This window comes from Pseudoalteromonas distincta (assembly GCF_005877035.1).
GTDB classification, from domain to species: Bacteria; Pseudomonadota; Gammaproteobacteria; order Enterobacterales; family Alteromonadaceae; genus Pseudoalteromonas; species Pseudoalteromonas distincta.
Window position 1 is genome coordinate 1,224,528 of record NZ_CP040558.1, and the last position, 17,100, is coordinate 1,241,627.

Genomic DNA, 17,100 nt, shown 5'->3' on the forward strand with positions numbered 1-17,100 from the left:
TTTTTAATTTACCAGCACAAATACTTAATATTTTGTTTAAATTATAAGCGTATTTTGTTTTTTAATTTAAATAGTTAAAAATTTTGTACCTTTATTTGGGTTCACTAATTACGACTTTTAGCTTATTGTTTGTTGAGTATTGTTGGTTAATGTTCTATATTAACACTAGCTTAATAATTACAATTTTAGTAAATACTACAGGGATGATAGTGTGACTTCTTCAAGGACGTTTAAACCTTCTGGTTCTTCTGATGCAAACTTTTACCGTTTGTTTGATTTACTATGCTTATTTTTAGCGTTTCAGCTTTCTGCAGTTATATATTCCTTTACTTTTAACTCTGCCTATTTAGTTGCTGTTTTATCGGTTGCGCTTGCTTATATATATTGTGCCGAAATGTTTTCGGCTTATCGCTCGTGGCGCGCAGGTAAATTTAGAAACATGGTGTTGTGTGCTTGGGGCTCACTTACTATTGCTTTTTTATGTCTATTTCTTATTTCGTTTATGTTTAAATTTACAGAAGCATTTTCGCGTGTTGGTTTAGGCGTTTGGTTTATGTGCAGTATTGTTTTTTTGTATACATGGCGTTTATTTGTTTTTTTGTACAAACAAAACCGCAGGAAACTAGGCATGAATTTACGTAATGTAGCTATAGTTGGGGCGACCGAGAGTGGTGCGTATTTATTTAACGAAATTGACAAAAACGATGAGCTTGGTTTTAAATTTAAGGGCTTTTATGACGATAGAAAGCCAGAGCGATTAAGCGATAAGTTAGCAATTGAAAACTTTGAAGGCTCTATTCAAAGTGCAGTAAATGTAGCAAGAGCTGGCATGATAGATATTTTATATATTGCTTTACCATTAAAAGCAGAAAAACGTATTGCTGATATTTTATTACAACTTGGCGATACCACGGTTGATGTGCATATTATTCCTGATTTTTTACTTTCTAACCTCATACATGCTCGAATTGAGCACGTTGGTGATGTAGACACATTAAGTGTGTTTGAATCGCCATTTATTGGTGCCCACGAATTTATAAAACGCACTGAAGATGTTGTAGTTGCATCGCTTATTTTGCTACTTATATCACCACTTTTACTTGTTATAGGCGCTGCAGTTAAACTTACCTCTAAGGGGCCTGTAATTTTTAAGCAGGACCGTTACGGGCTCGATGGTAAAAAAATTAAAGTGTGGAAGTTTCGCTCAATGAGCGTAACCGAAAACAGCGATGTAGTAACTCAAGCCACTAAAAATGACGTACGCATTACTAAGCTTGGTGCTTTTTTACGTGGTACAAGCCTTGACGAACTCCCTCAATTTGTAAATGTATTAAAAGGCGACATGTCGATTGTTGGGCCAAGGCCCCATGCGGTTGCTCACAACGAGGAATACCGTAAAAAGGTCGACTTTTATATGTTTAGACATAAAGCTAAACCGGGTATTACTGGGTGGGCACAAATTAATGGGTGGCGGGGCGAAACCGACACTTTAAACAAGATGACTAAGCGTGTTGAATATGACTTGCATTACATTAAGCATTGGTCGTTATGGTTTGATATAAAAATTATTTTTTTAACAATATTTAAGGGATTTAAAAATGCAAACGCTTACTAATCCAGTTAAAGGTTTACTTTTGGTGGCAGGTATTGTGGTTACTACTCCTTCATTTGCAGCACTAGAACCTGGTAGCTTTATGACTAAAGATGGGGCCGCCATAACGCCTACTTTAACAACAGGGCTTAGCAGTAACGACAACTTTTTTAGCACACCAACTGATGAAGAGTCGCGGTTAATTTGGACCATTGCACCTAATATTGATGCGTTAATTGAAGATGGTGTTAATTATTACAATGTAAATGCAGCTACAAGTACGAGCATGCACAATAAAGACACTGCTGATAACTTTACACAAGTAAATTTAAGTGCAGCCACTCATAACGAGTTTACTAGCCGCCACAGATTAGATTTTAACGCCACTGCTGATTGGCTTTTTGAACCACGTGGTAGTGGTTTAACCGAAGGGTTAGGTGATGCTGTAAACGAGCTTGTAGAGTATCAACAACAAAGTGTTGATGGCCGTTATGAATTTGGTGCATTGAGCTCTAAGGCTCAAGTGGCTGTAACGGCAGGCTTTTTTAATAAAAAGTATCAAAACTTTAGATCTATATCGCAATTTCGTGATTACGATAGAACGTCACTTGGTTTAATTGGTTATTACAATACTCAGGCTTCAACACGTACTTTTTTAGAGCTTAAACAAGAAGACTACCGATATGATGTAGTTGATGCAGGCGGAATTAGCCGTGATTCAGACGACGTTAAATTATTAATTGGTATGGAGTGGGAGGCCACTGCTGTTACGTCTGGCTCGGTTAAATTAGGTTATCAAAAAAAGGACTTTGAAGCTGCACAGCGTGAAAACTTTACAGGGTTAAGCTGGGAAGCCGCCGTTACGTGGCAACCACTTAGTTACTCGTTTGTTGACTTTAGCACTAGCCGCGCCGCAAAAGATCCACTAGTTGAAGGCGATTACATTCGTGAAAGTGTGTATCGTGCAACGTGGACACACGATTGGAATGAGCAATTAAGTACAAGCGCGGGTGTATCGTATACCGACGAGCAGTACGTAGGTGAAATTGGCCGACAAGATAAAACTAGTAATGCTAATTTTGCAGTAAGCTATGTAACAAGTAGCTTTGGTATGGTTTCGACCTATGTTGATTTTATGGATAAAGATTCAACGCAAGATGCTCTAAAGTTTGACCGGCTGGTTGTAGGTATTAATTTTACATTTGCACTAAAGGCTAATTAATGAAACGCAGTATTTGCTTAACTTTTTTGTTTTTAAGCTTGGCTTTAACGAATCTTGCGCATGCGCAAGATTACGCTTTAGGTGCCGGTGATAAAGTAGAAATAAAAGTGTTTGGTCAGCCAGAGTTAGAAGTAACGGCCCTTTTAGGTAATAGCGGTGAAGTAAGCTACCCTTTTTTAGGTAAAATTAAATTAGCGGGCTTAAGTACGTCGCAAGTTGAGAAACTTATTACTCAAGGTTTAAGGCCTGATTATTTAGTAAACCCAAATGTGTATGCACAGGTAATTGAATACCGCCCTTTTTATATACACGGTGAAGTAAAAGCACCCGGTGCTTACCCTTACCAACCCGCGATGACAGTAAATCAAGCTGTTGCCCTAGCGGGTGGGTTAACCGAACGTGCGTCGCTTGATAAAATATATATATTTAAAGAGCAAACAAAAGAGCAGCAACAAAAAGGTAGTTTAAACAGCCAAATTGCAGCGGGCGATACAATAAAAATAGAACAACGCTTGTTTTAAGCAATTGTTAAGGCAGTAATAAATGAACCAAATACAAGACAACCCTCAAACTGAAGAAGTTATTGATTTAAGTGCTTACTTAAACGTTATTAAACGTAATAAGTGGCGCATTTTAAGCTTTGCTGTAGTAGTTACATTATTAACTATTATGGTGACTTTAACTTTAATACCCCGTTATACAGCTACAGCCACTTTACTTATTGAAGCAGAACAAAGTAAGGCGGTAAGTTTTGATGAAGTTTATGGTTTAGACTCGTCAAAAAAAGAATATTACCTTACCCAGTTTGAAGTTATTAAGTCGGACAGTATTGCTCGTGAAGTAATAACAAAGCTTGATTTAAAATCGCATGTTGATTTTATTGCTAAGCCTTCTTTTACTGGAGAGGCTATTGTGTATATTCAAGGTTTATTTCCTTTTTTAAACAACGCTGAAAAGCAGCAATTAACTGATCAAGAAAAAGCTGATTTAGAAATGCTTTCTTTACTTGCTACTTTTAAAGAAAGCCTTAGCATTTCGCCTATACGTAAAACCCAACTTGTAAATGTAAGCTTTGAGTCGAGCGACCCTAAACTTGCTGCATTAGTGGCTAATACTGTTGGCGAAGTTTATATAGAAAGCCAATTGCGCGCAAAAATGGGGATTACCAAGCAGGCTTCAACGTGGTTAAATACGCGGTTATTTCAGTTGCGTGTTCAATTAGATGACTCTGAAGAAAAGCTACAGGCGTACCGTGAAGCACAAAAGCTTGTGGATATTGAAGGTATTGCAGGCTTAGTTACTCAAGAGCTTGAGCAAACATCACAGCAGTTAGTTACCGCTCGCACCGAAAAAAATAACTTACAAAGCATTAACCGGGTAATAAGTGAATACGGTAATAATAACCTTGATTTACTCGGCAGCATGCCTGAAATTACATCGCACAAAGTGGTACAAGATGTAAAACGCGAAGTTATTTTAGTTGAGCGTAAAGTAAGTGAGCTAAGTGAAGTTTATGGCCCTAAGCACCCTAGGATAATATCGGCAAAGGCGGAGCTTGCTACAGTTAAAAGTAACTTAAATAAGCAAATTAAAGGCCTTATTACGGGTATTGAAAAAGAGCTAAACCGTATAACGCGTACAGTTAGCGCCCTTGAAGCCGATTTAGTTAAAATACGAACTGAATATCAAAGTATTACTCGTAAAGAAACCGAGTACAACCAGCTAAAACGTGAAGTAGAAACAAACCGAAATATATTTAATACGTTTTTATCTCGCTCTCGCGAAACAGAAGTAACCAGCGACTTTAGCTCGGCTGCTGCACGTTTTACTGACCGAGCTTATGCACCTAAAGATCCTAGCAAGCCAAACAAAAAGTTGATTATTGTTTTGGCTTTTGTTGCGAGCTTTGGTTTTGCTGTGGTAATGAGCTTTGTGTTTGACGCACTTAACGATACGATTAAAACTAAAAACGATGTTGAAAATAAACTAGCACAACGCATGCTAGGAATACTTCCTTTTGTTAAAACACCTAAAAATAGTGTGTTTGGTATTCATGCGTACTTTGACGAGCATTACAGGCGTTTTGCTGAGTCGGTACGTACGTTCCGTACTAGTTTATTGTTAACCCAGTTAGATAAAGAGCACAAAGTAATTGCGGTTACATCAAGTGCACCAGGTGAAGGTAAAACCACAACTTCAGCTAATTTAGCTATGTCGCTTGCACAAATGGGTAAAGTATTATTAATTGACGGCGATTTACGTAAACCTAGTATTGCAAAACGATTTGATATACCTGTTTTTCACCCCGGTTTAAGTAACTTAATAGTGGGTACTGAAGCGTTAGCTGAGTGTATTCATATAGATGAGCAATCGGGTGTGGTTATAATGCCTAGTGGGCAAGTACCGGGTAACCCTTTAGAGTTATTATCGAGCAATCAGTTTGCTGAGCTACTTGTTAATTTAAAAGGCTTATACGATCACATTATTATTGATACGCCACCTACTCAAGCGGTAAGCGATGCATTAGTTATTGCGCAAAATACAGACTCGGTGATTTATGTTGTTAAATCCGATTTAACTCGTATCAAGCCAATAAAAGCAGGTATTGAGCGTTTGTTTGAATCTAAGGCACATATTGCTGGCGTTGTTGTTAACCAGGTAGATATGACTAAAAGTAAAGAACAGCATAGTTATGGATACTACGATTATTATGATTATACGCAACAATCTGACAAGACTTAATTAATTGCTTATATGATTGATATTCATTCTCACATTTTGCCAGGTATTGATGATGGCGCTAAAGATTTAGATGAATCTTTAGCGCTTTTAAGCATTGCACAAAGCGATGGCATTACACATATGGTTGCTACTCCTCATATTCACTTAGGTCGTTTTAATAATTCTGTTTCGCATATTTACGAAGATTTAGCCCAATTACAAAGTGCGGCACTTGCCGGTGACATTAATATTAAACTTGCTGTTGCTGCAGAGGTTAGGCTTGATGTGGAACTAATGACTTTAGTTATGAGTAACAAACTACCTTTTATTGGGTGTATTGGCGGTGTAAATTACTTATTGCTTGAGCTTCCGCATTCTCATGTGCCACAAGGGTACGATAAGTTTATTAGCTGGCTGGTAAAGCAAAATATTAAAGTGATTATTGCTCACCCTGAGCGTAATCGTGATATACAAGCAAAGCCTTTTTATTTAGAACGTTTAAAACAGTTAGGGTGTGATTTTCAGCTAACGGCCTCAAGTATAGAGGGTGGGTGGGGCATTAAAGCACAAGATATTAGTTTTGATATGCTTAATAAGGGGTTGGTAACTTATGTAGCTAGCGATGCGCATTCGGTTAAGCGCAGGCCGCCAATATTAAGTAAGGCTAAGCATATTGTTAGTGACTTAATAGGCGCCGAAAAAGCACATGAGCTTTTTTACTTAAATCCGCAGCGATTAACAGAGCAGTTATTTAATGCCTAACACCAACAAAGCGGTTAAGTATGTCCAAATACTGTTACTTGCAGTATTTACTATGGTTATTTGTGTGAGTAGCTTTAAAAGTATGCGTGCTAATGCGTGGTTTTTTAATGCTAAAAACACGTTGCAAACGGTTAATGTGCAAAATAATAACCAGCAAGAACTGCAATTGGCCATGGAAGCAATAAATATTGCTATTGAACTTGACCCTAAACACCCTCATTACTTACAGTTAAGTGCACATATAAAGTTGTTACAGCTAGTGGCAATTAACGAGGCGAATAACGATATTTTATTAGCTTATAAGCAAACAGAGCAATTACTTTTAAAGTCGGTGGCCGTTCGCAAAACATGGGCTGAAACATGGATTGCACTAGCACAAGTTGTTAGCTACCAAGAAGGGCCAAGCGAACGTGTTTATGAGTATATTCAGCAGGCTAAAAAGGTAGGCCCTTATAAGTTTGATGTACAGTTAGGTATTATTCAAATTGCGCTAATGAACTGGCAACAACTCCCTCCTAAATATAAAGCGTTATACGTTAACGAGCTTAAACTAGCAGTTAAGCATGGCCATAAATTTGCACGCGCGTTTGAAGTTGCTAAGCAAGTTGAGGCATTGCCTATTTTATGTTTATCGCTTAAATTTGGCACCCATTTTGAACCGGTTAGAACCAGTTGGATTTTTAAAAAACAGTGTAAATAGGTTTTTGTTAGGGAAAGGTATTAGATGTTAGTTATTGAATCCCACCACCGAGAGTTAAGTAAAATTGCTTGTATTTACTTGTAGATACCATCTCTCATTTTAAGCTTCAAGGTCTTATTTAACTTTCTTGGAGCTTAAACGCTTCTTGGTTTTTTATTACACCAAAACATATATGAATTAGCTTTCGCATATTTGCACACACAGCTTGCATCGAATTCTGGCTGGCCCGAGTTTACTGATTGATGTTCGTCCTTTTAATTTACCCGATTCATTGTGCCGTGGGATTAATCCATAATAAGCGGCCGCTTCTTTGGCTTTATTAAATTTTTTAGCCGCAAACAAATACGTCAGCTCTCTCGATAATACGGGCCCAATGCCAGGGATAGACTCAAGTAGCTTCCTGTTTCTTTTTAAATCAGGTTCATTATCTATGCGGTTATCAATGTCAGATTTAAGCTGTTTAATTTCATCATCTAAAAACGCGATTGTCACTTTTATCGATTGGCAAACACGCGCGGAAACGTTGCTAAATTCACTTGCTTCTAATCGATTCGCTTCTCGTTGGCGGTTACTCTCAAGCGCATCTAAACGACGAATAAGGGCTTTAAGCTCTCTAATTTCTAACGCTTCAGGTTGCCAATAATTAACGACTGCGTGCTTAGCACAGCCATAATGAGCAAGCATCGTTGCATCAGATTTGTCTGTTTTGTGAATTATGTTTAAAGCGTCTGCATACTTTTTAGCTTTACCTGGATTCGCTAAAATAATATTAAAGCCTTGCTCGTGTAAAAAATACATCAGCGCTTCATGATAAACACCCGTTGGTTCGAGGGTGATAACAAGCTCACTAGCAGCACTTTTAGTTGTATTTAAAAGCCATTTTTCTATTGTTACAAAGTCTTGGCGCTTGTTTTTAAATACTTTTGTTTTAATTTTGTTTGTAAGCTGGTCTCTCAACCACGATAAATCAATCTTCTCTTTACTAATATCAATGCCGATAAACATCATCTCTACTTACTCCCCTTGTACATACAGCATCTACTTAAATAAAAGTGTGCTTGGATACCATTCAGTTTCTGAGAATAGAAAGTCAGGGCTTTATCTACAGCGCAGTATTAAATACTAGACGTAAAGGCAAGCTCACTGACTTCGATGTGATAAATGATAGCTAATCATTTATCAATGAGAGATACAAGACGTTGAGCTTGCTCACGTTAGAAGCGCAGCTTCTTGTTACTTATATATAAAACAGATATTACCACCGAGAACACCGAGGCGCTGCGTTACACTGAGATAAACATAGTTAAATCCACAAGTATTTATCAGCCCTTAAATTACTTCTCCTTGTGTTCTCCTTTACTTCTCGGTGGTGATTAAATTACTTGTTTACTAATCAATTACAGAACTACCCTTTGTGGATATTCATTTGGTTTTTAATAGGCATATTCAAATACGCAAAAAAATGCCCAGAGTGATTTAGGGAAACTCTGGGCTATAACGGGCTCTTTTGAGCCTTGCGCTAATTAAAAACTTTCTAATTCATAGGGAGAAGTTGAAAGTATTTTAAGTATAGCCAAAGCTCTTAAAATTACACATTTTTGGTTGTTTTTTCTACTGCAGCAAATACAGTTACTTAACTATGTTGTGCACATTTTATACGCAATTTATGCGTGTTTACTCCCACGTTATTAATTGCGTATTTTGAACTAAATCTCGTGGTAATTAATTTTTCGATTTTCTTAATTCTAGAATGAAAAACTAGCTTTATATCGGCCCCTTCTGGTAAGTAGCGTCTTATGTGTCCTTTTAATTGTTCAACAGCTCCTTTTTACCAACTCCGGTAGGGATGGCAAAAATATGATTTGCACCTGAGTATCCTATTTATGAGTAAATGTTCCACATTTCGTTTCCATTTCCATAAGTTATAGGTTGTATGAATCTAGAAGAGAAAGCTGGTAGCTTAGTGTCTCGTAGCGTTAGTTTTTTGATTTGTAGTGGTACAGTGATTTTGGTCACCCATTAAGAAAGAAATGTTATGCTATTTGCATACAAATTTGGGTGAAAAAAATGACAAAATTAAATCGTGCAACGTACTCCGCTGCAATCAAATTAGAAACGGCTCAACTTGTAGTTGACCAAGGTTATACACAAGAAGAAGCAGCCAAAGCGATGGGTGTTGGTAAATCAACTGTAAGTAAATGGGTTACTCAATTAAAGCAAGAACGTAATGGTCAGTCACCATTGGCTTCACCAATAACACCCGAACAAATTGAAATCCGTGAACTTAAAAAGCAAATCCAACGCATTGAATTAGAAAGGATATATTAAAAAAGGCTACCGCTCTCTTGATGTCCGACTCCCTGAACAATTCTCGTTAATTGAGAAATTAAATCAACGAGAGTGTTATCCAATTAGCGTACTGTGTAGCGTATTCAATGTGCATCGTAGCAGCTATAAATATTGGGCTATACGGGATACGACACCGACACCAGAGCAAGTAAGATTAGAAGCTGAAGTTAAAGCCATACATAGAATGAGCGGCGGTTCAGCTGGGGCACGGACAATCGCGGCAATCGCAACGAATAACGGTTTTGAATTAAGCCGTTATCGTGCTGCTAAGCTAATGATTAAATTAAAGCTAGAAAGCTGCCAAGTACCTCAGCATTCATATAAACGCGGCGGTAATGAACATCTTGAAATCCCAAACCTGCTTGATAGGCAGTTCGATGTTGTTGAGCCAGATACCGTGTGGTGCGGTGATGTTACATATATTTGGACAGGCAATCGCTGGGCTTATTTAGCGGTCGTTATTGATTTATTTGCGCGTAAAGTTGTGGGTTGGGCAATGTCATTGTCGCCGGATTCTAACTTAACGCTAAAAGCGCTTGAGTTAGCCAACGAAAGCAGAGGCAGACCAAGTGGGTTGATGTTTCACTCAGACCAATGAAGTCATTATACGAGCTTGAAGTACCGCCAACGTTTATGGCGCTATAAAATCACACAAAGCATGAGTCGACGCGGAAATTGTTGGGATAATGCGCCAATGGAGCGATTTTTTAGAAGCTTTAAAACAGAATGGATGCCAAAGGTTGGGTATGAAAATTTTATAGATGCTAAATATAGCGTTAGTGATTATATCAACGGATATTACAACACCGTTAGACCGCATCATTATAATGCTGGTTTAGCGCCAAATGAATCTGAGATTAGATACAAAGACTCTAAAACTGTGGCCAAATTTTATTGACCACTACAACTGGAGCTTTGATACTTTAACTAGCTGAAGTGCTCGCCAACAATGCATTTAAACCAACACTACAGTACTACGGTGCTTAGACTCTATGCCGACTTAGGATGATGTTTTAAATAATATAATATGAGTATCAACATGTCTATTATTGACGCAATTATTCTTAGTATTAAATTCTGATACTAGTGATAGCTAAAAAACAAGCTTTTTTATTTATTCAATGAGCTTAACTAGTTCAATAGCACCTAAAACAGAGGGATGATTATCATCAAAGTATAATGGAATTCCATTTCTAACCGCGAAACATTTTTCGCTATTACAAAAAGCATCTGCGGGATTTAAGAAGTGTACGTTACTAGGGAATTCAGCTGAGTTAAAGTGATTGATGATATATTTATTTCTTTCATAGTACCAATTGATATCTGTGCTAGTTATATCGTGAAGGCTTACATTACTCTTTCTAGCATTATTAATTAACTTAAAAATATTTTTATTCAGCTCAGGGATTGGTAAGAATATATAAATATTATCTTTACTTTCAGCAAGCTTTAAAATTAGTTCATCCATATGTTTTGTTAAACGGATAGCTTCATTCGTTACTGTAGGTTCATCCACCACAGGATAATGTTCAGCTGTTCCACCGAACAGCATATTTGTAAATCTATGGTTGAAAATTACATTCTTAATTTCTTTACTTTCTAGAATATAACTTACTGATTCATTGTACCATTTAGCGCATACACTAAAGCTATCCGGTTCTTTATACGATGGCTTGCAGCCAGAAAAGCTAAAATGCTTTAAACCAATGTTTTTTTCTTTTAGTCTTAAAGCCATTGCATACGCAATTTCTGTTGAGTGGCTATCTCCAAAAGTTGCCCAAGTAATTCTAGAGCCAAAATACTCGCAAGATTTTTCAGGAGCTCTATATTCACTTATGTGGCACATATTTCTGTAAGGGCTTGGCGTCGAGGAATTAATTAAATTTTGATATTCGATTGGAGATAATTTAAAGAAACCATTTGTACTATAAACAATTAGTCCTAACGAAACTGTTGAAATTGCGATAATAATTGGTTTAGATCTTAGATAAGATATTGGTGTATTAAAATCATTAAGAAACTTTATTTTTTCAATATATTTATTACTCAAGTACCCTAAAATTACTGATGAAATAATACCTATATATATGAAGTTTTTACTTAATGAAAAGTAAGCGATAGCTACTACTAATGGCCAATGCCAAAGGTAAATTGAATAAGACCAAGCCCCAACTTTCTGAAATAGTATGTTTCCAGTGATAAAGCTATTTTTTGAATTCGCTTGTATTATTAGAAAAGATCCTAACACTGGAAATATCGCCAAATAGCCCGGCCACGGTGTTTCCTTTGTAACAAAGAAATATGAGCCTAAAATAAATAAAACACCAATGATTTCTATCACTTTATTTTGTTTGTTCCCAAACCTACTAGGATATAGATAAGCGACTCCACCAATCATCATTTCCCAAGCTCGAGATGGAAATAAATAATATGATGCATTAGGCCATTTGTAAGTAACCAATACACAAAAAACAAACCCTATTACAGTGCCTAATAAAAGTATCCTTTTGGTCATTTTGAGTGATAATACTTTGCTTGAAAGTACTAAAAGAATTGGGTAAATAATATAAAACTGCCATTCAACAGAAAGGGACCAAGTATGAAGAAGCCACTTTTCATGTGATGAGGAGTCAAAATAGCCCGATTCTAACCAGTAAATGTTATTAGATATGAACCCTACGCTGCTAACTGCATGTTTGCCTAGAGCTTTGTACTCAGTAGGGGATAAGAAGAACCAACCAAAAATTAATAATATAATACACAGAAGAGCAAGCGCAGGAATAATTCTATTTGCACGCGCCACGTAGAACCTTAAAATAGAAAAGTTTTCTTGTTCTAATCCTTTAAATATTATCCCTGTCATTAAAAAACCAGAGATAACAAAAAATACATCTACACCTGCGAATCCACCAGGCATCCAAGATGAGTTAAAATGAAATAAAACAACAGCAATAACTGCTATAGCCCTTAAGCCATTAATATCTTCCCTGAACTGCAAACTATTACTCCTTAATTGATATAGATTCTTTGTAAATGAGACCTAGTAATAACGCTAGTAAATTAATCATCATTAATTTTATGTATTAGCCCAGCTATATACAAAGTTCATTTAAATGCTTTGCTATTATATGGTTAATATATTGTAAAGTATATCGATTAGACCCAGCTTATTAATTGTGTATTCTGCACCAGATCTCGTGGTAGTGAATTTTTGATCTTATTTTTTTGCCATTTACCCAGCCCAATAGGGCAGCCACACAGTGTTAATACTACTTCACCTATTGTTTGAGTTGCTTCAGTTAAGCGTATATCTTTACCTTGAAAATAATCATTGGCTTGCTCGTTATTTAAGGCAAATATGTTAGTTTTGCACTCATTGCCAAATACGGTTGCAAACTCATGGGTTAGCCTTACGCCGTTTTTATGAATAATGCCAATTTGAATACCTAAACGTGCGTACTTAATTTTATTTTGCACGGCTTCAAACCCCTCAGGAAATAGCCATAGTTCTTTATCACGCTGCATTAAGCTGCCAGGCAGGTTAGTTAACCCAAAATGCTTTTTAAGTGATTGCATAAATGCGGCACTTTGCTTTTTATCAAACTCGTTAAACGGAAATGCACCTTTTTTAACTGTTTGATTTGGATTATTACAACTTGCGTGTTTTTTAAATTTAGCAATAAAAAAGCCTTCGCTGTCGAATGTTTGCGGCCAAACATGCAAATAGCCTTCAGTAGTTGTGGCTTTACTTGCACCTTCAAATAAATCACTTAGTGACTCAGGCGCTATAAAGTCGCCAAATTCACTGAGCAAATAATCGCACACTTGCTGGTTTTCGAGTGGTGTAAGTGTGCAGGTTGAATACACTAATGTGCCACCTGGCTTTAATGCGTAAAATGCACTTTTAATTAAATCTTTTTGGACTTGGGCTATTTGTATGTTTGATTCTATTGACCAATTTTTTAGTGCGTCGGCGTCTTTACGTACTGTACCTTCGCCAGAACAGGGCGCGTCTAGCAATATGCTGTCAAAGCATTCAAACATGTAGTTGCCAAATATAACGCCATCAAAATGCGAGAGCGCACAGTTGCCTACTCCTATGCGCTTTAATGTAGCGCTAAGTACTTTTAGGCGCGATGACGAAAGCTCATTTGCAACAAGCACGCCTTGGTTATCCATAAGTGCTGCTAGCTGTGATGTTTTAGAGCCTGGTGCTGATGCCATATCAAGCACGGTGTTACTTTGTAAGTCTGAGTTTTCAATACTTTGCTTTAATGCGATAGGGGGCAGCATTGAACTTGCTTCTTGCACGTACATCGCACCACTTAGGTGTAAGTCGGTATTACCTAGGGCTAGGTTTTGCTCTTCATTGCTTGGGCGCTCTAACCAAAAGCCTTCACTGCACCATGGGATTGGGGTTAGCAGCCAATTTTTTTCAGTGGCACGTTTTACAAATTCTTCAATGCTAATTTTTAATGTATTAACGCGGATAGATTTTCTGAGCGGCCTGCGACACGCATTTAAAAAGTCATCTAAGTTTAGATGCGCTGGTAAATAGGTTTTTACGTCATCAATAAAGTGCTCAGGAATAAAAGTGTTGGCGTTCACGCGTTAGCTCATACTATAAAAATAAAGCGCGATAATAGCATTTATATAATGCATTTTCAGCGCTTAAAGACGTAACATCTGATTTATTACGCTGTCGACACTTCACTGTTTTAGTCCATTTTAAAACCATTTTTATGCGACTTTAGGTTAATAGTGTCGACAATGGGTGTGTTTTTTAGCCATTTTGATAGGTTTAAGGGTTGACATGATTTTTTAATAAGCCCATAGTAACCACATTAATTGTCGACAATCTAAAAAATAACTTATGACACACACATTTTTAAACGAAGCGCCTATAACTACCGCATCAGATCAAGTATTTGTAGATATGCGCCGTGAGATTGTTGAAGGCAGCATAGTTCAAGGCAGTAAAATATCAGAGCCTGAACTTGCCAAGCGTTATGGTGTAAGCCGTGCAACGCTTAGAGAGGCGTTAAATCGCCTAGAAAGTTGCTACCTTGTTGAGCGTAAAGCTAACGTAGGTTGCCGAGTAGTTGCCCTTACCGCTGAACGCTTGATTGAAGTTTACCAAGTTCGTAGTTCGCTTGAAGGCTTGGCATGTAGGCTTGCTGCCGACAATATGGAACCCGAAGAAGTAAAAGGCTTAAAGCAATTACTTAATCAGCACCTACAAACACAGCGTGTTAAAGAGGGCGAGTCTTACTATCAAGAAGCCGGCGATTTAGATTTTCATTACCGTATTATTCAAGGCAGTAAAAACGCGCATTTAATTCATTTACTGTGTAATGAGCTCTATCAATTAATACGCATGTACCGTGTACAAATGGGCATGGTGGGGCCGCGTGTATCAAAAGCGTTTGATGAGCATTTAGCGATTATTAACGCCATTGAAAACCACGATGGCGAGCTGGCCGAAATGCTCATGAAGCGCCATATCAGTGCGTCGCAAGCAAATATTCAAACCAAATTCGACTTATTAGCTAAGCAAAAAGCATAAGCTGCTAAAAGCTAAAAGCTAAAAGCTAAGTAGAGCAGTTAAACAGTCACAATTACATATTAAAACTATAAGTTACTCCACGTAGCAACCGTTCAAAGTGAGGAGAAAGTAATGTCAGCAGGATTAAAATTTAAACACGCTATTGCCAATAACCGCCCGTTACAAGTGGTCGGTACTATTAACGCCTACACAGCGATGATGGCAGAAAAAATGGGTCACCAAGCTATTTACCTCTCAGGTGCCGGTGTTGCAAACGCCTCGTTTGGTATGCCTGATTTGGGTATGACGAGCCTTGATAACGTGCTTGAAGATATTCGTCGTATTACTGGTGCGAGCGATTTACCCCTACTTGTGGATGCCGATACCGGTTGGGGTGGGGCATTTAACATTGCACGCACAGTAAAAGAAATGACTAAAGCGGGTGCGGCGGGTTTTCATATAGAAGACCAAGTAGCGCAAAAGCGTTGCGGGCATCGCCCTAATAAAGAAATTGTAAGCCAAGGTGAAATGGTTGACCGCATTAAAGCGGCGGTGGATGCAAAAACCGATAGCGATTTTTATATTATGGCTCGTACCGATGCATTTCAAAAAGAAGGTCTAAACGCCGCGATAGACCGTGCAGCTGCCTGTGTTGAAGCAGGTGCTGACGCTATTTTTGCAGAAGCCGTACACGACCTTGCTGATTACCAAGCATTTGCAAAAGCGATTAACGTTCCAATTTTGGCAAACATTACTGAGTTTGGTCAAACACCTATTTACACTAAAGAGCAGTTAAGCGATGTAGGTGTTGAAATGGTGCTTTACCCACTCAGTGCATTTAGAGCCATGAACAAAGCAGCGCTAAACGTGTATTCAGCAATTTTAAATGAAGGCTCACAACAAAGCCAAATTGAAAATATGCAAACGCGCTCTGAGCTTTACGATTTTTTAGATTACCACACGTACGAGAACACACTCGATAACCTTTTTTCATCAAAATCTGACAAATAATAATTATTAAAAAATAAAATCACACACAAATTTAAGATAGGAGAAAATCATGGTAGATAAAGCATTAGGCGGCGCAGGTTTACGAGGACAAGTGGCTGGTCAAACAGCATTGTGTACTGTTGGACAAAGTGGTTCTGGTTTAACGTATTGTGGTTACGATATTAGTGAACTTGCCGAAAAAGCGCAGTTTGAAGAAGTGTCTTTTTTACTTTCACGTGGTGAGTTACCAACCACAAGCGAATTGGCAGAATATAAAGCAAAACTAAAAAGTTTACGCGGCTTACCTGATGCGCTTAAAACCGTGCTTGAAAACATTCCTAAAGACGCGCACCCAATGGATGTAATGCGCACGGGCTGCTCAATGTTGGGTAACCTTGAAATGGAGCTTGATTTTAGCCAAGCCAATGATGCAATTGATCGTATGGTTGCTGTGTTCCCAAGTATTATTTGTTACTGGTACCGCTTTACACACGATGGTGTACGTATTGAAACACAAACTGATGACGACTCAGTTGGCGCACATTTTTTAAATTTATTACACGACAAAGCACCTAGTGAATTGTTTGCACAGGTAATGAATGTATCACTAATTTTATACGCAGAGCACGAGTTTAACGCCTCTACCTTTACAGGGCGTGTGTGTGCATCAACGCTTTCTGATATTCATTCTTGCGTAACGGGTGCGATTGGAACGCTGCGTGGTCCATTACATGGTGGTGCTAACGAAGCGGCAATGGATATGATTCAAGGTTTTACTAGCGCAGAACATGCTGAGCAAGAAATTATGGGCATGCTTGAACGTAAAGACAAAATAATGGGCTTTGGTCATGCTATTTATCGCGAGTCTGATCCGCGTAATGTAATTATTAAAAAATGGTCTGAAAAACTAGCAGCAGAGGTGGGCGATACCGTGCTTTACCCTGTGTCTGTTCGTTGTGAAGAGATTATGTGGCGCGAGAAAAAGCTGTTTTGTAATGCCGATTTTTTCCATGCGTCTGCTTATCACTTTATGGATATTCCGACTAAGTTATTTACGCCAATATTTGTAATGAGCCGTGTTACGGGCTGGACTGCCCATGTAAAAGAGCAGCGCGCTAACAACCGTATTATTCGCCCAAGTGCCGATTACACAGGCCCTGATGCACGTAGTTACACACCAATAGAGTCACGTTAAAAAATGGGTGAGCACGCATGTGCTC

Annotated in this window: 11 protein-coding genes and 2 pseudogenes; 10 read left to right on the forward strand and 3 right to left on the reverse strand. The window is 38.0% G+C overall.

Annotated features, from left to right (window positions below; translation table 11 throughout):
• The first annotated feature begins 211 nt into the window (after positions 1-211).
• The 6 genes from FFU37_RS05450 to FFU37_RS05475 are packed head-to-tail and all read left to right on the forward strand — an operon-like array spanning position 212 to position 6,996.
• Positions 212-1,615, forward strand: a complete 1,404-nt coding sequence (locus FFU37_RS05450) for an undecaprenyl-phosphate glucose phosphotransferase (RefSeq protein ID WP_138488921.1) — start codon at positions 212-214, stop codon at positions 1,613-1,615.
• The gene (locus FFU37_RS05455) at positions 1,599-2,813 is read left to right on the forward strand and encodes an outer membrane beta-barrel protein (protein ID WP_138488922.1); all 1,215 of its coding nucleotides are present in this window, start codon (positions 1,599-1,601) and stop codon (positions 2,811-2,813) included. The genes FFU37_RS05450 and FFU37_RS05455 overlap by 17 nt, the downstream gene beginning before the upstream one ends.
• The gene (locus FFU37_RS05460; RefSeq protein ID WP_138488923.1) at positions 2,813-3,334 is read left to right on the forward strand and encodes a polysaccharide biosynthesis/export family protein; all 522 of its coding nucleotides are present in this window, start codon (positions 2,813-2,815) and stop codon (positions 3,332-3,334) included. The genes FFU37_RS05455 and FFU37_RS05460 overlap by 1 nt, the downstream gene beginning before the upstream one ends.
• Before the next feature lie 22 nt (positions 3,335-3,356).
• Positions 3,357-5,555, forward strand: a complete 2,199-nt coding sequence (locus FFU37_RS05465; RefSeq protein ID WP_138488924.1) for a GumC family protein — start codon at positions 3,357-3,359, stop codon at positions 5,553-5,555.
• 12 nt (positions 5,556-5,567) lie between these two features.
• Positions 5,568-6,296 carry a tyrosine-protein phosphatase gene (locus FFU37_RS05470; RefSeq protein WP_138488925.1) on the forward strand — a complete coding sequence of 243 codons (729 nt, stop codon included), beginning with the start codon at positions 5,568-5,570 and terminating at the stop codon, positions 6,294-6,296.
• A complete protein-coding gene (locus FFU37_RS05475; RefSeq protein ID WP_138488926.1) occupies positions 6,289-6,996 on the forward strand; it encodes a VpsP family polysaccharide biosynthesis protein in 708 nt (235 codons plus the stop codon). The genes FFU37_RS05470 and FFU37_RS05475 overlap by 8 nt, the downstream gene beginning before the upstream one ends.
• 118 nt (positions 6,997-7,114) lie before the next feature.
• Here FFU37_RS05475 and FFU37_RS05480 read toward each other — a convergent pair.
• Positions 7,115-8,004, reverse strand: a pseudogene (locus FFU37_RS05480) (IS110 family RNA-guided transposase).
• Between the two features lie 1,059 nt (positions 8,005-9,063).
• Here FFU37_RS05480 and FFU37_RS05485 point away from each other — a divergent pair.
• Positions 9,064-10,243 (forward strand): annotated as a pseudogene (locus FFU37_RS05485) (IS3 family transposase).
• Positions 10,244-10,459: 216 nt separating this feature from the next.
• Here the strand turns inward: FFU37_RS05485 and FFU37_RS05490 are convergent.
• Both FFU37_RS05490 and rsmF read right to left on the reverse strand, forming a co-directional pair.
• Positions 10,460-12,343 carry an acyltransferase family protein gene (locus tag FFU37_RS05490; RefSeq protein WP_138488927.1) on the reverse strand — a complete coding sequence of 628 codons (1,884 nt, stop codon included), beginning with the start codon at positions 12,341-12,343 and terminating at the stop codon, positions 10,460-10,462.
• 158 nt (positions 12,344-12,501) lie between these two features.
• The gene (rsmF, locus tag FFU37_RS05495; protein ID WP_138488928.1) at positions 12,502-13,953 is read right to left on the reverse strand and encodes a 16S rRNA (cytosine(1407)-C(5))-methyltransferase RsmF; all 1,452 of its coding nucleotides are present in this window, start codon (positions 13,951-13,953) and stop codon (positions 12,502-12,504) included.
• Between the two features lie 265 nt (positions 13,954-14,218).
• Between rsmF and FFU37_RS05500 the strand changes: the two genes are divergently transcribed.
• From FFU37_RS05500 to prpC, 3 genes are all read left to right on the forward strand, one after another.
• Positions 14,219-14,911, forward strand: coding sequence for a GntR family transcriptional regulator (locus FFU37_RS05500; RefSeq protein WP_002962362.1), 693 nt, complete (start codon positions 14,219-14,221; stop codon positions 14,909-14,911).
• Positions 14,912-15,022: 111 nt separating this feature from the next.
• Positions 15,023-15,901, forward strand: coding sequence for a methylisocitrate lyase (prpB, locus tag FFU37_RS05505; RefSeq protein WP_138488929.1), 879 nt, complete (start codon positions 15,023-15,025; stop codon positions 15,899-15,901).
• A 49-nt stretch (positions 15,902-15,950) separates the two neighbouring features.
• Entirely contained in the window at positions 15,951-17,075 is a 1,125-nt protein-coding gene (gene prpC, locus FFU37_RS05510; protein WP_138488930.1) for a bifunctional 2-methylcitrate synthase/citrate synthase, read from the forward strand.
• Positions 17,076-17,100: the final 25 nt, after the last annotated feature.

Excerpts from the sequence above, each read along its gene's own strand:
- FFU37_RS05455 (WP_138488922.1), top strand. The coding sequence starts at position 1,599 with ATGCAAACGCTTACTAATCCAGTTAAAGGTTTACTTTTGGTGGCAGGT.
- FFU37_RS05460 (WP_138488923.1), top strand. The coding sequence starts at position 2,813 with ATGAAACGCAGTATTTGCTTAACTTTTTTGTTTTTAAGCTTGGCTTTA.
- FFU37_RS05465 (WP_138488924.1), top strand. The coding sequence starts at position 3,357 with ATGAACCAAATACAAGACAACCCTCAAACTGAAGAAGTTATTGATTTA.
- FFU37_RS05470 (WP_138488925.1), top strand. The coding sequence starts at position 5,568 with ATGATTGATATTCATTCTCACATTTTGCCAGGTATTGATGATGGCGCT.
- FFU37_RS05475 (WP_138488926.1), top strand. The coding sequence starts at position 6,289 with ATGCCTAACACCAACAAAGCGGTTAAGTATGTCCAAATACTGTTACTT.
- FFU37_RS05500 (WP_002962362.1), top strand. The coding sequence starts at position 14,219 with ATGACACACACATTTTTAAACGAAGCGCCTATAACTACCGCATCAGAT.
- prpB (WP_138488929.1), top strand. The coding sequence starts at position 15,023 with ATGTCAGCAGGATTAAAATTTAAACACGCTATTGCCAATAACCGCCCG.
- prpC (WP_138488930.1), top strand. The coding sequence starts at position 15,951 with ATGGTAGATAAAGCATTAGGCGGCGCAGGTTTACGAGGACAAGTGGCT.